The 15837-nt window shown below is 56.0% G+C and carries 13 protein-coding genes, 1 tRNA gene and 2 pseudogenes; 4 read left to right on the plus strand and 12 right to left on the minus strand.

Annotated features, from left to right (window positions below):
- Positions 1-373 precede the first annotated feature (373 nt).
- Together P1K88_RS00005 and P1K88_RS00010 are read left to right on the plus strand one after the other, a co-directional pair.
- Positions 374-446 (plus strand) — tRNA-Pro (locus P1K88_RS00005).
- A 935-nt stretch (positions 447-1381) separates the two neighbouring features.
- Positions 1382-2219, plus strand: a pseudogene (locus P1K88_RS00010) (transposase).
- Between the two features lie 8 nt (positions 2220-2227).
- Here the strand turns inward: P1K88_RS00010 and P1K88_RS00015 are convergent.
- Entirely contained in the window at positions 2228-3286 is a 1059-nt protein-coding gene (locus tag P1K88_RS00015; protein ID WP_276411597.1) for a hypothetical protein, read from the minus strand.
- A 450-nt stretch (positions 3287-3736) separates the two neighbouring features.
- Entirely contained in the window at positions 3737-3895 is a 159-nt protein-coding gene (locus P1K88_RS00020) for a hypothetical protein (protein ID WP_276411599.1), read from the minus strand.
- Between P1K88_RS00020 and P1K88_RS18350 the strand changes: the two genes are divergently transcribed.
- A complete protein-coding gene (locus tag P1K88_RS18350) occupies positions 3848-4432 on the plus strand; it encodes a hypothetical protein (protein WP_419181082.1) in 585 nt (194 codons plus the stop codon). The two genes, P1K88_RS00020 and P1K88_RS18350, sit on opposite strands and share 48 nt — an antisense overlap.
- A gap of 403 nt (positions 4433-4835) precedes the next feature.
- On the opposite strand, the pseudogene P1K88_RS00030 reads toward P1K88_RS18350, so the two are convergent.
- From P1K88_RS00030 to P1K88_RS00075, 10 genes and pseudogenes are all read right to left on the minus strand, one after another.
- Positions 4836-6198 (minus strand): annotated as a pseudogene (locus P1K88_RS00030) (restriction endonuclease).
- A gap of 179 nt (positions 6199-6377) precedes the next feature.
- Positions 6378-6707, minus strand: a complete 330-nt coding sequence (locus P1K88_RS00035) for a hypothetical protein (RefSeq protein ID WP_276411603.1) — start codon at positions 6705-6707, stop codon at positions 6378-6380.
- The gene (locus tag P1K88_RS00040) at positions 6679-7170 is read right to left on the minus strand and encodes a hypothetical protein (protein ID WP_276411605.1); all 492 of its coding nucleotides are present in this window, start codon (positions 7168-7170) and stop codon (positions 6679-6681) included. The genes P1K88_RS00035 and P1K88_RS00040 overlap by 29 nt, the downstream gene beginning before the upstream one ends.
- A gap of 177 nt (positions 7171-7347) precedes the next feature.
- On the minus strand, positions 7348-8283 hold the full coding sequence (locus P1K88_RS00045) for an ATP-binding protein (protein WP_276411606.1): 936 nt from the start codon (positions 8281-8283) through the stop codon (positions 7348-7350).
- Positions 8243-9148 (minus strand): ATP-binding protein, encoded by a 906-nt coding sequence (locus tag P1K88_RS00050; protein ID WP_276411608.1) that lies wholly within the window; start codon positions 9146-9148, stop codon positions 8243-8245. Before P1K88_RS00050 ends, P1K88_RS00045 begins: the two co-directional genes overlap by 41 nt.
- A 6-nt stretch (positions 9149-9154) precedes the next feature.
- Entirely contained in the window at positions 9155-10438 is a 1284-nt protein-coding gene (locus tag P1K88_RS00055; RefSeq protein WP_276411609.1) for a DNA double-strand break repair nuclease NurA, read from the minus strand.
- Positions 10431-10715, minus strand: coding sequence for a hypothetical protein (locus tag P1K88_RS00060; RefSeq protein ID WP_276411610.1), 285 nt, complete (start codon positions 10713-10715; stop codon positions 10431-10433). Before P1K88_RS00060 ends, P1K88_RS00055 begins: the two co-directional genes overlap by 8 nt.
- Complete coding sequence (locus P1K88_RS00065; RefSeq protein WP_276411612.1) at positions 10660-13155, minus strand: AAA family ATPase; 2496 nt, start codon at positions 13153-13155, stop codon at positions 10660-10662. The genes P1K88_RS00060 and P1K88_RS00065 overlap by 56 nt, the downstream gene beginning before the upstream one ends.
- Complete coding sequence (locus tag P1K88_RS00070; protein WP_276411519.1) at positions 13155-14354, minus strand: DNA repair exonuclease; 1200 nt, start codon at positions 14352-14354, stop codon at positions 13155-13157. Before P1K88_RS00070 ends, P1K88_RS00065 begins: the two co-directional genes overlap by 1 nt.
- Before the next feature lie 347 nt (positions 14355-14701).
- Positions 14702-15040, minus strand: coding sequence for a hypothetical protein (locus P1K88_RS00075; protein ID WP_276411613.1), 339 nt, complete (start codon positions 15038-15040; stop codon positions 14702-14704).
- 181 nt (positions 15041-15221) lie between these two features.
- Here P1K88_RS00075 and P1K88_RS00080 point away from each other — a divergent pair, with 181 nt between their 5' ends.
- On the plus strand, positions 15222-15782 hold the full coding sequence (locus P1K88_RS00080; protein WP_276411615.1) for a hypothetical protein: 561 nt from the start codon (positions 15222-15224) through the stop codon (positions 15780-15782).
- Positions 15783-15837: the final 55 nt, after the last annotated feature.

Below are 15837 nucleotides of genomic sequence, written 5' to 3' on the forward strand. Positions count from 1 at the left end.
ACCGAGGTGGTGTCCCAGAAGTGCTCACTGATGCCGAGTCGCTCGACAGACACCGTCTCCGTGCCCAGTTCGTCGCGTGCGGTTCGATGCGCTGCGTCGTCGAGTCGCTCGCCCTTGTAGAGACGGCTTCCCGGCCAGAACCACTCGCCTTTCGCCGGTTCGTTCTGCCGTCTGGTCAGCAGGACGGCGTCGTCGTACTCGACGACGAGGTCGACGCATGGCTGGGCCGTGTATTCGAGACAGGTCGCGAACGTCTCGGTCGGAAGGTACTCGTCGTGAACGTCCGTACCAGTGCTCGTCCGCTCCCGGGAAAGGCCTACGCGTTTCGCAACGATTAAAACCGCAGCACTCGTCGGTGCAGTTGCTATCGCACGGGCCGGTGGGGTAGCCTGGTATCCTTCGGCCTTCGGGTGGCCGTAACCGCGATTCGAATTCGCGCCGGCCCACTAAACCTTACGGCCTTTCAGGAGTCGAGGAAAATCGCCAGATAGCGACGGGTTCAGGGTTCGCTTCGCCGCATTGCGCTCCGAGGTTCACACGCACTCACGGCCACAGGCTACGCCGTCCAGCGATTCTAGAGCCGCGACCACTACGCGTCCGAACAGCCACCACACTCCTCGCGCCCGAGCAACCGTGCGCGCCACAGCAACAGCGCTGCCAGGGAGTAACACAGCGGTCTCTCGATGACCATCCTCTCAAAAAGACTCGCAACCTCAGTCGGAAATCGGTGTTAGCGACTGCTCACAGGAGAGTCATGACCAAGAAAAACCCCTATTATGGGGAGTCTCTGATTCAAATTCGCTCAGCAAGCGAGAACATGATTCTAAGATGTCCGCGCTATCCCTGACGATTCGGAAGTATTCGTCGGAACGGAGGTCATGAACAAGGTCATTTCTAACCTGTCTCACATGTGCCATTTGCCCTACCAAGTCACCGGATAAGACCCCAAACCGCTGTAGCATCTGCTCTTTGTCTGGTTGGCTAAGGTTTTCAAGAAACTCAACAGTATTATTTGAGTCCTGATAGAACTCATCGACTAACTCTCGTTCGATGATTTCCACAGTATGATCTTCGATGACAACCTGCGTTAATGTAAGAAAGGGCATCAGTCGGTTAGCGAGGTGGATCTGATATAGTTCTTCAACATAGTGTTCAGTAATTCCTTTTTCAACCCGATGAGCGTGTCATAGAAACGTTCTCAGAGAAGGAAGCAGGGTGTTGGAACTGTGTCTACGAGCGCCAGCACCCTGCAAGACGTAGCTTCGGTAGACGACTTCTTGAATGTCGCGGCTACCGAGACAGTCCCGCTGTTCGAGCACCTTGAGTTCGAGTTTCTGCTGAATTACGACGTGTTCGCCCCCGCTTTGAGGGGCGAACACGAGTGCATCAGCCACCAGACCTCTTTTGCGGCTTTCTGCACTGCTATTACAAGGACATCTACGGAACGCGTCCGGTTGCACGAGAACTCCAACACGGCCTCGTCTGGTACTACTGCGGACTCGACAAACCTCCATCCAGAGACACGGTTGACCGCTTTCTCACCGACCTCGAACACGTCATCGACGATGTCTTCGACAGGCTCGTCGAGCAGGCCGCCTGTCGGGGCCTGCTCGACTCGACGTACTCTATCGACTCAACGCACATTGAGGCGATTCAGTACAACGACGCGGCGTCATGGAACTACGATCCAACGGCCGAAGATTACTACTACGGCTTCGGCTGTACGATTGTCTCAACCGGTCCAAAGATACCGATTGCAGCGGAGTTCACACAGACCAAGCAAGCAGACCAGGAGACGGCGATGCGCGTCACGCGTAACGCGCTCGCCGTCGATACACCAATTTGGATGCTCGGAGACAGCGCCTACGACGTCCTCGACTGGCACGACCACCTGCTGGCCGCAGGGGTCGTGCCAATCACCCCATACAATCCGCGAAACACCGACGACCCGAAAGACATCGAGTACAGGGTCGAAGACCGCATCGAGGAACACAGCCAGGACGTACAGGCTGAAACAATCCCTCTTGGACGAGACGTACAACCACCGGACAGGAGTCGAACGGACCAACGACGCAGTCAAGGACTGCGGCCTCGGGCACGTCCGCGCCCGAGGCCGCGTCCACGCACGAACAGAAGTGTTCCTTGCACTGTGTCTCCGGCTCGTCGTTGCAATCACCAACTACGACCGAGGAAACGAACCGGGCTGTGAGAAGCCATGAGATGGATTCTATGACACGCTCACCCGATCGTTGATGGCTCTCTCCAATTCAGGATCAGAAGGAGAGATGTCCTCATATCCAGAGATATATTCAATCAAAGTCTCTGAATTGATGATCCAGCGGAGGGTGGCGCGGGAGTCGAACACGATCCAGGGTTCGAAGCGGTATTTCTGGCTGAGCGTCCAGAGTTTCTGGAACGTGCTGAGATGGAGGTCCATGTTATGATGCCCAGTCATGACCTCGGCAATAATCGCGCGAGCACCCGGGAGGTGGGCACCGAGGTCAACATTGTACCCGCCGGGAAATGAGACGTAGGTGTTGATGTCTGCGTCCTTCGTGAGAGCGAGATGTAGCGCCGTGGTGCCGACGCCGACGCGGTGCGGGAGGAGTTCTAGCGAATCACCGGTCATTGCGGGGAGGTCAGAGTGGAGATGCAGCATTTTCTTGCCCTTCAGCGTCGGTGCCCAGGAGACTTGGCGGCGAAGGATACGTTTTGTCTGGAGGTGGGCATCGGTCAGTTCTGAGATATCGAACCAGGGGTAGTCGCCAAAGGCATTCTGGAGTTGCCGGTCGTGTTCCGTGAGCGAGGCGTGGAGCGGGTCAAGAGCGCTGGTGGGGATCGATCCGAGGAATTCGGTTGGTCGTGGGATTTTGTCGAGGATTAGGTGTGTCCCGTTCACGAACTCGCCGTTCCACAGACGGACCATCCGTTCAGCGCCTTCCTTGAGATCACCGCTCAGCGTGACACCTGGGCGTTTGTGTGCGGGAAGTTCCCGCGGATCGAGATCTGTGTTCGGCCCATCACTCGGCCGGCGTTTGAAAATCCCCTTGTAGTGGCCAGGGCTGATCCAGACTGCGGTCGCGGTGTCGCCCATCATGCTGTACATCGGGGTCAGCTGATCGAGGTCGTTGCCCCCGACGTTTCCTTTGTCGTACCAAAGGGGGTAGACTCGGGGATCCGGTTCGACCGGTGTTGGATCGTAATCGACGATCAAGCTGTACGTCGCCTTATCCGCTGGGTGGATGAGACGGAAATCGTGGTCGTCGTAGGGGTTGCCAGAGGGCATGATTGGAGGTGGTTAGTTGATGGTCTCGTTGCCGGCTGCCTGCGGAGGACTGCATCGCTGTGTAGACAAGGCGTTGAGAAAAGGGTTAGACCCCGGTATTCGACCGTATTTGGGGCTCTATCCGTGTTTGAGAAGATGGAAACCGCCGGAAATAACGGGGAATTGCACCTCCGAGTTCGGAGGGGCGGGTGAGCCCGATACGTAGCTTTTCTTCGCTCACTTCCTCGGGCGAATTCTGTTTGATTCCGGTGCTATCCCTCGATTTCCATAGATACCGTGAAACGGCAAATGGCCAGCGTTTATACCGCTGTCAAAACTACAATTTGATACGATAGGGATGCTAGCAATAGACATTGAAACGGTACCAGCCGACCCCGATGCAAATGATACCGATCCCGACTTCCTCAACAGCCGGGAGTTTAGGTTCCTGGGGTCGGTCTCGGTGTCCGATCACGCGAAACAGACGGCCGCGAGATCGAGGTGCTCTTCCGCGAAGACATCGACGAGCACTCGGAAGTCCGCCTCCTCAAGCGCATCTGCGACTGGATTCAGCAGTACGACATCGACACCATCGTCACGTATAACGGGACGAGCTTCGACTTCCGACACCTCCTCGGTCGCGCTGAAATCCTGGCGGAGAAAACCAACGCTGAGCAGTTGCCTGCGACAGTCGCTAAGTCCTTATCGCTGCCGTCACATCGTGACCTCTTCCTTGAGTACCGGCGTCGTCACGATTCGTGGGCCTCGCTCGAAGAGGCACTCGACGAGTACGGACTCGACGTGCCAGACCCGGTGTACTGGGACGACGAGAAAGTCACAAACTCGCGGATCCCACAACTCGGTGCTGACTATCTCTGTGGCCGAGCCGGACTGTCCCCCGACGTCCCGGTTGACGAAGCTCGAGGAAGTCCTCCGGGAGTACACGCGACGAGACATCGAACCCCTGTTCGACCTCGCCGGCGAGATGGAAATCGGGCGACTGCAACGCAGGTGGCAAGAGAAAGCCCTCGCCGGCGCCGAGTGGTAAAAGATAGAAAACCAATGATCGCTGAACGTCGAGAACCTCGAGGAACACCGATGGCCAGCTCGGCCGTACCTCGCCTCGAAATCCAGCTACACGCACTCTCACCACCGGACAATGATTGAAACATCGATCATGCCGGCGTCGTCATCGTGCACACGGTCGATCGCGCCGGTCGGGAAGCATGGTACACAGCGAAGCGACATCCGGCCCCGCCCAATGGTGGGCGGGTTGAGGACATCCTCATCGACATCGACGGCACGATCCCGCGGTATACGATAGAACAGCTCCGGGAGCGCGGCATCGGTGTCGTCGGTCCGCGAGCCGCCCGTCCACAGCGATATGCACCAGAATACCGGCACCAGCCGACAGCCAGCGTAATGAGACTGGCAAGGAGAGCACGCGCGCCCCGTGTTCCGACGGGTCGCGGCCTCGGTGTGATCGCAGCGCCGAAGGGTCACTGCGAGTGTCATCGTCCCACTCAGCGTGACGCTACAGATGGGTGAATAGCGGTGACCCGTTCTGGACTCAGATGACGCCTGTCGAAACAAGGATACCGACGATGGAAACGATCAGTAGTAGAGCCGCACTGGCGGTGAGCGACTTGTTCTCCATCGCTTTCTGGTGGACCGGCATTGCGGCGTACTCGTCACGGAACGTTTCCAGGTTGTCGTCATCGTAGAAGTACTTCGTTTTCAGGGCGAAGCGTTCTGTGACGGCGCACCCAGTACAGACTGGGGTTTGTTCCAGCCGTTCGGTCTTAATGTGAGAGGGGCAGTTGATACTCCCGCAGTTCGCGCAATACGTATAAGTGGATGCTGAGTCATCGTCGCAGTGGACACACCGATGAATGCCGTCGTCGTCGGTAACCCGTGACGGGCCCGCAGCGTAGTATTCGTAAGGGTAGGAGTACTGCTGGAGCTGGACGGACTGTCTGATATTCGGGAGATACACTGGCTCGATGGATTGCACTGAGATATCGGACTGGTTGGGTTCGCAGGTCTTGTCGTATGTGACGTTGTTGTCGCCGGTATAGGTGACCGTCGTTGTGTGATAGTCTTGGAGGCGTTCGATGGCCCACTCCTTATACTCGGTTTCAGTCTGTCCGAAGCGGCGAACCTCGATGTCGTCAAAGAGGTCACTGAATCGTTCTTCGTCGAGATCGATCGTTTGGCGAAGATTGCTGGTCACTAACTCTCCGATGTCAGTATCCAGGATTTCTGGCTGCTGACGCTCGGCCCGAACGACGAATGTATTCGTCTCGTTGATTCGGTGGATGACGCCAACAGAGGTCTCGAAGACGGCGTTCGTCTGTGCGGTTATCGAGAGTACAGGTTCGAAGTCGAACTCGAGCAGTCGGCGTGGGGATGTCGTCTGCGTCGATATTTTCGATGTCTTGGAATGCTTCGCGGACGGGAGCGGCAAGGTCGTTCGTCGGGTCGAACGGGCGGAGTGTTTCGTCACACAGGATTTCGATGCGGCCGTTGTAGAGATCGAGTCCAACATCATCAGCGATGTCGCGGAGGTCGGTCCCGTCGATGAGTTCGATGGGGAAGGGGTCGTCGTTTTGCTCAAGTTCTGTTGCGTACTCTTGAGCAGGGTTCGTGAACCGCCCGGTGGTCACGACCATCCCTCGTTTCGGCCCGTCGTAGTCGTAGGTAGCGATGGCAGAGTGGAGTTTCTGGACGACAGGACGACCGACTGCATCGGTGTGTTTGCATTCAACGACGACAGCGCGACGGGTTCCGTCCACGACTTCTTCCATGACGAGGTCGCGTCCCTCGTCGGCTGTCTTGGCGGCTTGATGAACGTTCTCGTAGCCGAGGTTCCGGAACACATCTTCCATGAGGTCCTCGAATTCGAACCCGGAGAAGTCATCGAGGATCGCCATCAGTGTGAACGTTCCAGTTATGTTTGTCCTATTACTTGAAAATTTTCTGTCGCGTATCGTGTTGTATGCGCTTTGATCCTAAGGGTCGAAGAAGAGTACCCCAGATTCGAAGGGCGGAGCCGGTGAACGAGCAATTAATACGCTATATATAATATTAATTATCCATTCAGCGGCTATATTTATTTCTCATCCGGTTCGAATTGACTCTCTTCTTCGGGAATATTCGCAAAGGAACTAGATTTGAACAATTCTCGCAAATCTGGATCTTTGCCTACTCTATCAAGTATTACCAATTGATCTGATCTGAATACCCTGTCATTCGTTTGATCTCCGATCTGGTCTTTTGCTTCTACCCACATTCGACATCCAAACTCGCCGGTATCGTGCTTATGCCTGAGCCTCGAAATTAGGAAAATAATGTCATGATACATCGGGTTCTCTCCCTCTTGCTTCACCTGAACTTTCGGTTTTGCCTGGAACTTAACTCGCCTCTGCTCGTCCGAGTGCATTGGTTCTATTGTAGCCAGGTGCAGCAGAATCGACTCTTTCCATATTTTCTTTCCCCACTGAAAATGTTGTATCGTCATCCTGCTTGTCAGGGAAAATTTCAGTACATAATCGGATATTAGTTAACTCAGAACGTGTGTAGTTAGAGAGCGTCAAAACAAGGAAATCACCATCATAATCAACATCCTCTATTCGAATATCGCCCTGTAGCTCATACCGATGAAGTTTCCGTTGTTCGTCCAATATATTCTTTTGTTGAAGGTATAGGATAACTAATCCAGCACTTAGTAATGTACCAAATGCCGTATCGAAGGCTGTTAGCCCTTCCATCAGAGAAATTGGCGCTTTGGATGGGGTCAAAGTGATTATCCCGAATCCCAGTAAAAGATATATACCAAGACCGATACCCAAAAGAATCACAGCTATAATTAGCAAGAGCGAATTGAATCTTGAGGAGCCACTCATAATCTGGATTTTTGCAGCTTACCTTCAAATAAATGAGTAACCTGTACTGAACACTCACAGATGACCGCTATGGGGGTTGGGAGGCACTTCTATGACGCGCTGCGAAGGTCGCCAGTTTCGGACTCCCGGGAAGGTGTATCATCAACGCTACCGGGAATAGTGGGAGATCCCGTGGAATTAGTTTGAGTGGTTAGTCACGCAGACATCTAACCCTTGAACTTCGACTGGGCGGACGTCTGGCGCGTCCACGACTGCTTGGCCCTTGTCGAAGGTGACAATCTGGTCTTCGTAGTCAGCAGGGATGCGGATACGCTCGACTACCTCAGGTTGGAGACCGAGATAGATTCGGGTGTTCGTCTGTTTGAGGATTTCATCGTCGATGTCCTGCGGATTCTGCGTGACCATGTAGAGGCCGAATTTGTCTTTCCGGCCGCGTTTCGCTGCCTGGCGGAAGTTCTGGACGAGATATTGCTCGCGGGGACGATCTGTGCTGGAGAGGTATTCGTGGGCCTCGTCGACGCAGAGGAGCAGCGGCGTTCCTTTGATTTGGGGATGTTCGACGCCGGTGTCGATCTTGTTCTCGACGATGTGGGTCATCAAGGCCAGGAGAACTAACTTCTCGGTTTCACCGCGAAGGTGGCCGGTCGGGACGACGGTTACCTGGCCGCGATTGAACATATCGTTCGTGTATTCGTCGAGACTGGTGGTTCCGTGGTCGAAGACACGGTCGTAGATGGGGCCAGTGACGCGGCGTTCGACCGCGGCGAGAATGTTGTCGTTATCGACGATCTGGTCACCGTTCAGATCGAGCCAGGTCTCGAAGTCGTTGTACGTCGGCTCGTCGTCGCTGTCGTCGTCGAATCGACCGAAGTACGCGTTGAGGACGTTCCGAATCGCGTTGAACGTCGGGTCTTTCGGTCGTGACGAGAGCAGGAGTTGAGGGCGGTTTTCGACAACGGAGAAGGGGATACCGAAAGTGCGGGTGTCATCGAGTGTCGGCTGGCTATTCGCTGTGACTGGTGCGAAGACTTGGAGATCGTCGTCCAGACCGCCAACGGCGACGCCCTTATCCTCAAGTTCTCGGGCCTTTTCCAGAGAGTTCCGGGTTGTCATCACGCATTTCGACGTATTCGTCCTCGGGATCGATGACGAACAGATTCAGATAGCGGTGACGGATGTCATCGTCAATGCCGAACGCTTCCTGCTCCTCGGGCGGGACTTCGATTGGGTATTGTTTCGAGACGGCGCACTGCCGGAGGATATTCTTCGAGAAATGCGTTTTCCCCTTCCCAGTGCTGCCCGCGACGAGGACGTGGCGGAAGATTGCGGGTTCGCCTTCGTCAGCGGTTCCGTCTGTTGAGTTCGGGTTCGATAGAAGGTACGTGAGCGGGTTCTCATCGTTGGGGACGAGGTCACCGCTAACGGCCATGTCGCCTATGTAGATGCCGTCACTGGGGATATTGAGGCCGACGCGGAGAACTTCTTCGTCCTCAATAAGATGGACATCTTCTCCGGGTTTCGGCGGTCGATCGACGGTCTGTCTGGTGAGGGCATCTTCGACGCGGTCGTGCTCGACGATGGCGATCGGGTCGAGATGGGAGACGTAGGCGAGGTTTTGTTCGCCGAAGTCACTGTAGCCGCCGCCATCGACCCAGTCATTGATTTCGGTGATCGGTCGGTATTCGAGGCGGTCAATCGCGGCGAGGAGGACTTCGTCTTCGTTCGGCTCGGTTGTCGCGTCAGGGTAGGGGATGCAGACGTAGTTGCCGACGCGGAGACCGTCGCGTTCGTGCTGGTCGATATAGGCGATAATCTGCATTTCGCTCCGCCCGACGAACAACTGTGAGTCTTTGAGCGCAACGTGTCCAAGACTGTCGTCGCCGAGAACAGGGTCTGCCATCGCTTCGTCCTCAGGTTCGGCCGCAATACTGTTTTGGTCGCCGTACTTTGCTGCGATGTCGTCTGTTGAATCAGTCATTGTGGATCACTCCTGGTTGTTGAGGTCGTTATAGCCGCGGAGCTGATTGTAGGTGCGAACCGATGTCGCGTGTTGGAGTTCCCGCCGTAGCCGCTGTCGGTTCTCCCGGCTAATTGTGGCAGCTTCGTCTGCGGCTTCGATCGCAAAGGGAATGCTTCGAGTCGCGGCGATTTCAGCGAGAACTTTCTGTTGGAGTCGCTCACGGTCTGTTTCGTCTCGAACCATCATGAGCGGGGCTTCGACGCGGACGACGGTGTTTTGAAGCGGGATGCGAGCGTAGAAGAACGCCGTCTGGTATTCGGCGGCATCACCGCGACGGAATTCGATGCCGTCGAGACCTTCTAAGGGGACGAACGCGCTATCCGCCTGCGCGGGTGACATCTGGCGCTGGACGAGCCACGTCGTATAGCTGATGACAGCGCCGTCGTCACCGTACCAGTCGTCGGGATTGTACAGAGCGCTGAAGAACAGGTTATCGTTCCCCCAGCGTAACGGCGTGTCTACCTCGTCTGGCGCTTTTGCCTCGATCGCGGAGACGACTTGGGTGCTGGTCGGGGATTTGACGATCCCGGCGACTGGGAGGTCGGCTTGGTCACGGCCTTCGACGACGCGGAGGTAGTTCGTGACGATGTCGTCGATCATGTCCGGCCAGAAGTCGAGCGGTGTCTCTCGGGAGTCCGGGGTTTGTGCGAACATCGTCCAGAGCAACACTCGACTCGGGTACAGCGGGCCGTCGATGAACAGTGGCCCGTTGATGTCGTCTAGGTGGCGGCGGGCGTGCCACCCCTCCGCGTACGTTCGTGCGATCCCGGTCACCCAGTCGGCGAGGTCACGCTGGCGAGACGAGATCGTTGGGAACCGGAATACGTCGGCGTCAACGTTGTCGTACTCCGCGCGGAGGTCATCGATGTCGAATTCCTCATTGTCGAAGTAGACGACGGTCGTCAGGGTGCTTTCCTTGGCGAGGTCAGCACGGTCAGTCCGGCCACCGATCCCGAGTTTGGCGTTGGCAGCCCCGAGTAGGAGGCCGTTGCTGAATTGGAGCGGCTGAGTGGTACTCGCGTCAACGCCGTAGGTCACCGGCCACGGATCATCCCAATCTTGGACGTTGTCAACGAGTTCGTGGTTGATGGCTGGTTGTTCAAGTGCCTCAATGTCGCCTCCGGGGCGGGCAACGTATTCGAACAGATCAGCAGCGGGGCGTTCCTCTTCGTCGGCAGCGTCGTCAACACGACCATCGATGGAGCTGAAGACGTCCCGGAGCGCACCGAGTGTATTCGGATCAGTCATCGTCTCCGGCGACGCCTTCTGTTCCGGACTTTCCGTGACTCGGCGTGACTGTACTCGCATCCTCGGTGGGATCCTTTTGGGCGTGGAGCGCAGCGTCCGCGTTCTGGATGAGCCGGTCGTTGTGGCTCACGACGAGGATCTGTGGGACGTTCCATTCGGAGATTGCTTGGATGACGGAGTGGAGTTCGTCTACGTGGTCGTCGTCGAGGAAGCTTGTCGGTTCATCGAGGATGAACGGTGGGAGACGGTCGCCCCCGGAGCCATCGCGTTTCGCCACAAGGCGGTAGACGCCGGCGCGTAGCGCGAGATTGACGACTGTGCTCTCGCCCCCGCTCGTGACTTCGGGCTTCATGTGGGCGCCATCGCTGGTCACGAGGCTGATTGTGTAATCTTGGTCGATGTGAACGCCGGCGTAGCTCTGGTTCTGGTACAGGTCGTTGAAGACTTCGTTCGTGTAGGCGTTCAGCAGTTCGACGTTCTCCTTGCGTAGGCTGGGTTTTGACGTCCTCGTAGCCCGCGATGATGTCATTGATATCCTCGACGACGGTATCGCCCCATTCTTTCTGCTCGGTGAGTGTTTCGACGCGCTCCTCCTGCTGTTCGACCGTATTGAGCGCCGCATTCTTGTCCGCGCGTTCCTGGACGAGCGTTTCGTGTTCCTCTTCAGCGGTTTCTTTCTCCTCGGCAGCGGCTTCTCGGTATCCTTCGTACTCCTCGATGTCCGACTCCAAGTCCTCAACGTCGATGTCCGCCAGCTCGTCGTCTATCTCTTCGATCTCGTCTTCGAGGTCGTCGATGTCCTCGAGAAGCTTGCGCCGCATTTCGCGGGCGTGTTCGATATCTTGCTCATATTGGTCGATGTCTCCCGCGAGGTCCTCGATCTTCTCGTATTTCTCGCAGGCTTCCTCGACGGGCTCTTTGATGCCCTGAAGCTCCTCGATCTGATTCTCGACCTCTTCCAGATCTCCCTCGAGCTCTTCGACGCTGTCCTGAGCGTCTGCTAGCTCTTCTCGGGCCGCTTCGAGTTCTTCTTTTGCCTCCTCGACTGCTGCCTCTTGGTCTTCAAGTTCACCCTCCAAGCGCTCGATTTCCTCTTGTATATCCTCTAAGTCATCCTCCAGGTCCTCAACGGCTTCTTGCTTTGCCAGCGCGTTGTTGACATCCTCTCGGAGGTCTGAGAGCGCGTCTCGTTGCTCACTCAGTCGTTCGCGTTTCTCGTGTAGGTCTTCGATGTCCGACTGCGTGTCAGTGAGCGCCTGCTCGACGCTCTGGCCGTCGGCTGTGTGTCCACCCTCATGTTCAGCGCCACAAACCGGGCAGATGCCATCGTCGCCGAGGTCGCTCAGTTGTTCTTCTTTAGTCTGGAGGCGCCCAATCTTGTTCCCGAGTTCTTCGCGCTCGTCGGCCAAATCGTCACGTGCGTCTGGGATTTCGTCGTCACGAAGCGTTTCCAACGCAGCATCCTCTGGGACGGGGAGGTCAGCAGTTCGTGCTCGAACCTCGTCAACTGCGGCTTCAGCTTCGTCCTCGGCTTCTGCAATCTCTGACTCCAGCCGTTCTTTCTCCTCACGCTCTGCTTCCAGATCCTCTTCGAGCTGCTCGAATTCGCCTTCGACATCGTCCAAGTCTTCTTCGCGCTCGTCTTTCTCACCCTCCAGACGCTCAACCTCCTGCTTCGCGTTTCGGAGGTCGGCATCGATGCCTGCTTTTTCTTCCTGCTCGTCGCTCAGCTCTGATTCGATGTCTTCGAGCGCCGCTTCGGCCGCCTCAACTGAAGACAAGTCGTATGTATCAATGGCATTGTCGAGTTCTGAGATTCGCTCACGTGCCTCCGTCTGTTGCTGTTCGGCCGTCTCTTTGTTCTCCTTCGCTTCTTCCAAGTCTTCGCCGAGGGACTCGTATTCGCCGCGTTTCTCTTCCAGCTCGTCTGCCAGTTCTTCGCGGTCGTCCTTCAGGTCGTCAACTGTCTCGAGTTGCTCGCGCCAGTCCTCTAACTGCTCATCGATCTCCTCAATGTCGTCTTCATACCCCTCAATCTCGGCTGCCTTCTCGTCGATTTGCTCGCTTAGTTCAGCAATCTCCGCTTGGAGGGTGTCTTTATCAGGAAGGTCATCGAGCTGGTCACGCGCCTCTGCAAGGCGGTTCTTCGCCTCGTCACGCTTGTTTTTCGCCTCCCTGCGCGCCTTGACTGCGCGGTCAATCAAGTCATCGACGCGACTCAGACCGAGGAGGCCGTCAAGAATCTCCTTCCGGGTGTCTTCGTCAGCGTGAACGAGACGCGCAATGTCACCCTGCTGGACGTAGACGCTGCTGACGAACGACGACGCATCCATCCCGAGAAGATCTTGGCTAATTGTGTTCTCGACCTTCCGAACACCGGATACTGGTTCGGTTAGTGCTTCCGACTGGAGTTCACAGGAATCCGTGCTGCCATCGGCGTCGATGACCCACTCGACGGTGTAGTCCTGCCCACCGGCTTCGAACGTGAGCTCAATGCGGCCCTGATCTTCGTTATGGCGGACGAAGTCAGCGAGATTGAAGTCCGCCCCAATCTCGTGCTTGCCGCTCTGGGGGAAGAGTCCGCCGAACACGCTCCGGAAAATCGTCGATTTCCCGGCGCCGTTCTTCCCGTAAATGAGCGTCTCGCCGTCCTCGAAGTCGATCGTTTCGTGCGTGTAGCTCTGGATGTTCTCGATGGTGAGTTCGCGCAGGAGCATTACGCATCACCCTCCGTTTGCTGGCCGTCCTCGATGTCGTCGAACTGTGCTTCGCGCTCTTCCTCGAGAATCTCTGCGACATCATTCCGGACGTGGGATTCCTTGGTTGCGTCCGTCGCCCGAACGACTTCCTCGATGCGTGAACTCGTTGGTTGGATGTCTAACTCGCTAATCGTCTCGTCGATGAGTGATTGGATATCCGCGACGTCAGTTTCCCCACCTTCGAAGTCGAGATCGACGCTTGCGCGGCGTTTGTCTTGGACGTGGACGACGCCAGCGCCCCGAGAGTCAACCAGCTCGTAGACATCTCGCTGGGAAACCGTCGTGTCGTCCCCGTGTAGTTCGACGACGACAAGCTGCTCGTCGAGGACCTCGTCGGGGCTGAGCGCTTCGTCAAGGCGTTGCTCGACGAGTCCGAGGCCATCCTGTTCGCCGAATTGCACCGGGACTTGGAGGAAGTCACGTGGCGCTTCACCCGCCGGAGTATCGAGTGTACGTCGCCGGATCTCGAGGTCACCGGATTCGACTTCGAGCATCAGGGCACCCCGTGGCGCTGATTCCTTTGTGGAACAGCGCTCGGTCGAGCCGGGATAGAACGCCTGGACGCCGTCTACTGTTTCCTCTGTGTAGCCGTGATAGTCGCCGAGTGCGATCGCTGTCGGAGTGATATACAGTCGGTCGATGACCTCTTGGAGTTCGTAGTTCGCCTGTTGCGGCGGGACAAGTTCCTCGAAGAGGTGATGCATACAGACGATAGTCACGTCGGCTGAGGCCGGTGGCTCCTCCAACTTGAACTCGTAGGTATTCCAGGATGGCGCCCGGATGGCGTCGATACCGTAGAGGGCGACGTCGTCGTTCACGAGGATTGGTGTCTCGTCGAGATGGTGAACGAGGTCAAAACGGTCGATGAGGTCGAGCCACTGCTCGTCTAATTTGCGTTCGTGGTTTCCGACGATTCCGTAGAAGGGGATGCCGGCGTCGTTCAGTTTGGCGAGCGTGTCGAGACACCGGTTCACATCTGGGACGCCTGGCTGTGGGTCATCGAATAAGTCGCCCGTGTGGATGACGGCATCTACCTGTTCACCGATGGCGAGGTCGATCGCTGCGTCGAAAGCGTCAGCGAAGTCCTCTCGACGGGTGTCATCGCCGTATTGGCGTTTCCCGAGGTGCGTGTCGCTAACGTGGAGGATACGAGTCATGACTCTTGAGTGGAATAACAAGTAGTAGGGTCATAATGCTGGTCCAATCGGAGTGAAAGTGATTAGTATCATCAATTGGCTTCTTACTCGGCCGGTGGGGCAGGCTCAGAACCCGGAGGAAGATGTCTCCGGAGTGATGCAGAGCCACTCCTGGAACCGGTCTGAGTTTCCGATGACGATTGAACGGCCACGACGCCAAACGCAGATGTCCTCTCAGAACTAGCTTCCATCGAATTCCTTCTTGGCTTCTTCTACCGCTGTCGTGATTCGGTCGGTCAACTCCTCTTCCCACTCTGTTCCGATACTTTGATCGTAGAGACGAATCAGTCGGAAGAATCCGAGAAGCATTAGCTCAGATTCCGTTTCGTCCAGAAACTCGTCTTGACTTTGGGAAACACCTCCAGTAAATTCAAATCCTCCACTGCCCCGACCATCCCGAAATCAACGAGAGCCGCTGCAATGTCCCGCTCTAAATGAGTATGGCCTGGGTGATCCTCATCAATTCCATCTTCTAATACCTCGCTTAGGAACTCTATAGACCGACCACTCAGGAATCCAGTTCGGTAGGTTGTCGTCCTCGGCGGTACGCTATCGCCCTCTGAATCATCTGTTAGTGGTTCTCCACACTGACCGCAGTAGTAGTGGGCCTCTTCAGTTTCGTTGCCACAGTTCGTGCAGTACGGCATATCTGGATATAGGATGATTCAGACAATGATGGTTATCTCGCAGAAGGGGAATAGCGTCAATAGAGGGTCGTGGTGACTGAACCGAACAGTGAGGACCAATACACCAGGCTGCCTGAGCTCGTCCCTTGAGTGTGGAACCTATTGCTCCCAGATTTATGCAGCTGTCTCCGAATTATGAGCTATGAGTGGCGGGATTCCGTATGAGACAACGCTCACGATGCAGTCATATGTGCAGATGCGCGACAAAGCTGAACTTGATTTTTTGGATGTGTTCACTCCGTCAACACGCTTAGAACGGGAACTTGGTTGGGACATGGAGATTCGGAATTTGAAGGGGGTTGTATTTCAGTTCAAGCGGCCGAAACTCTCGAAGGATGGGACGCGGCGGTTTTCTATACGTTACTCCAATCAAAATCCGCCACGCCAACTCGCTACTGTCAAAAACTACGCCGTAAAGTACGGGGAAGACATTGCCTATTATGCGCTGCCGCTTGTGACAGAGCATGACGAGTTAGAGGCGACTCTTCTCCGCACAGCCTTCGTGAAGGCGCTTGCAATACCCGAGTACACCTCCGTTATCCATATCCCAAAACAGTATTGTCAGGACGGGAGTCGGAATTCGAACGAATCGATTACGCTATTGCAGTTACCCGTGGGATACGGACACTCGCTGGAAAGAATCGATTGCACCTTCAGATGTTTTCGGCTGGGAGGACCTCTACGAACGTATCGAACGATGTGACGTCGGGTTCAAAATCCGCTATCATAACGAATCACAGAGAGAAAGGTATCACGAC

The organism is Haloarcula halobia (assembly GCF_029338255.1).
Classification (GTDB): domain Archaea; phylum Halobacteriota; class Halobacteria; order Halobacteriales; family Haloarculaceae; genus Haloarcula; species Haloarcula halobia.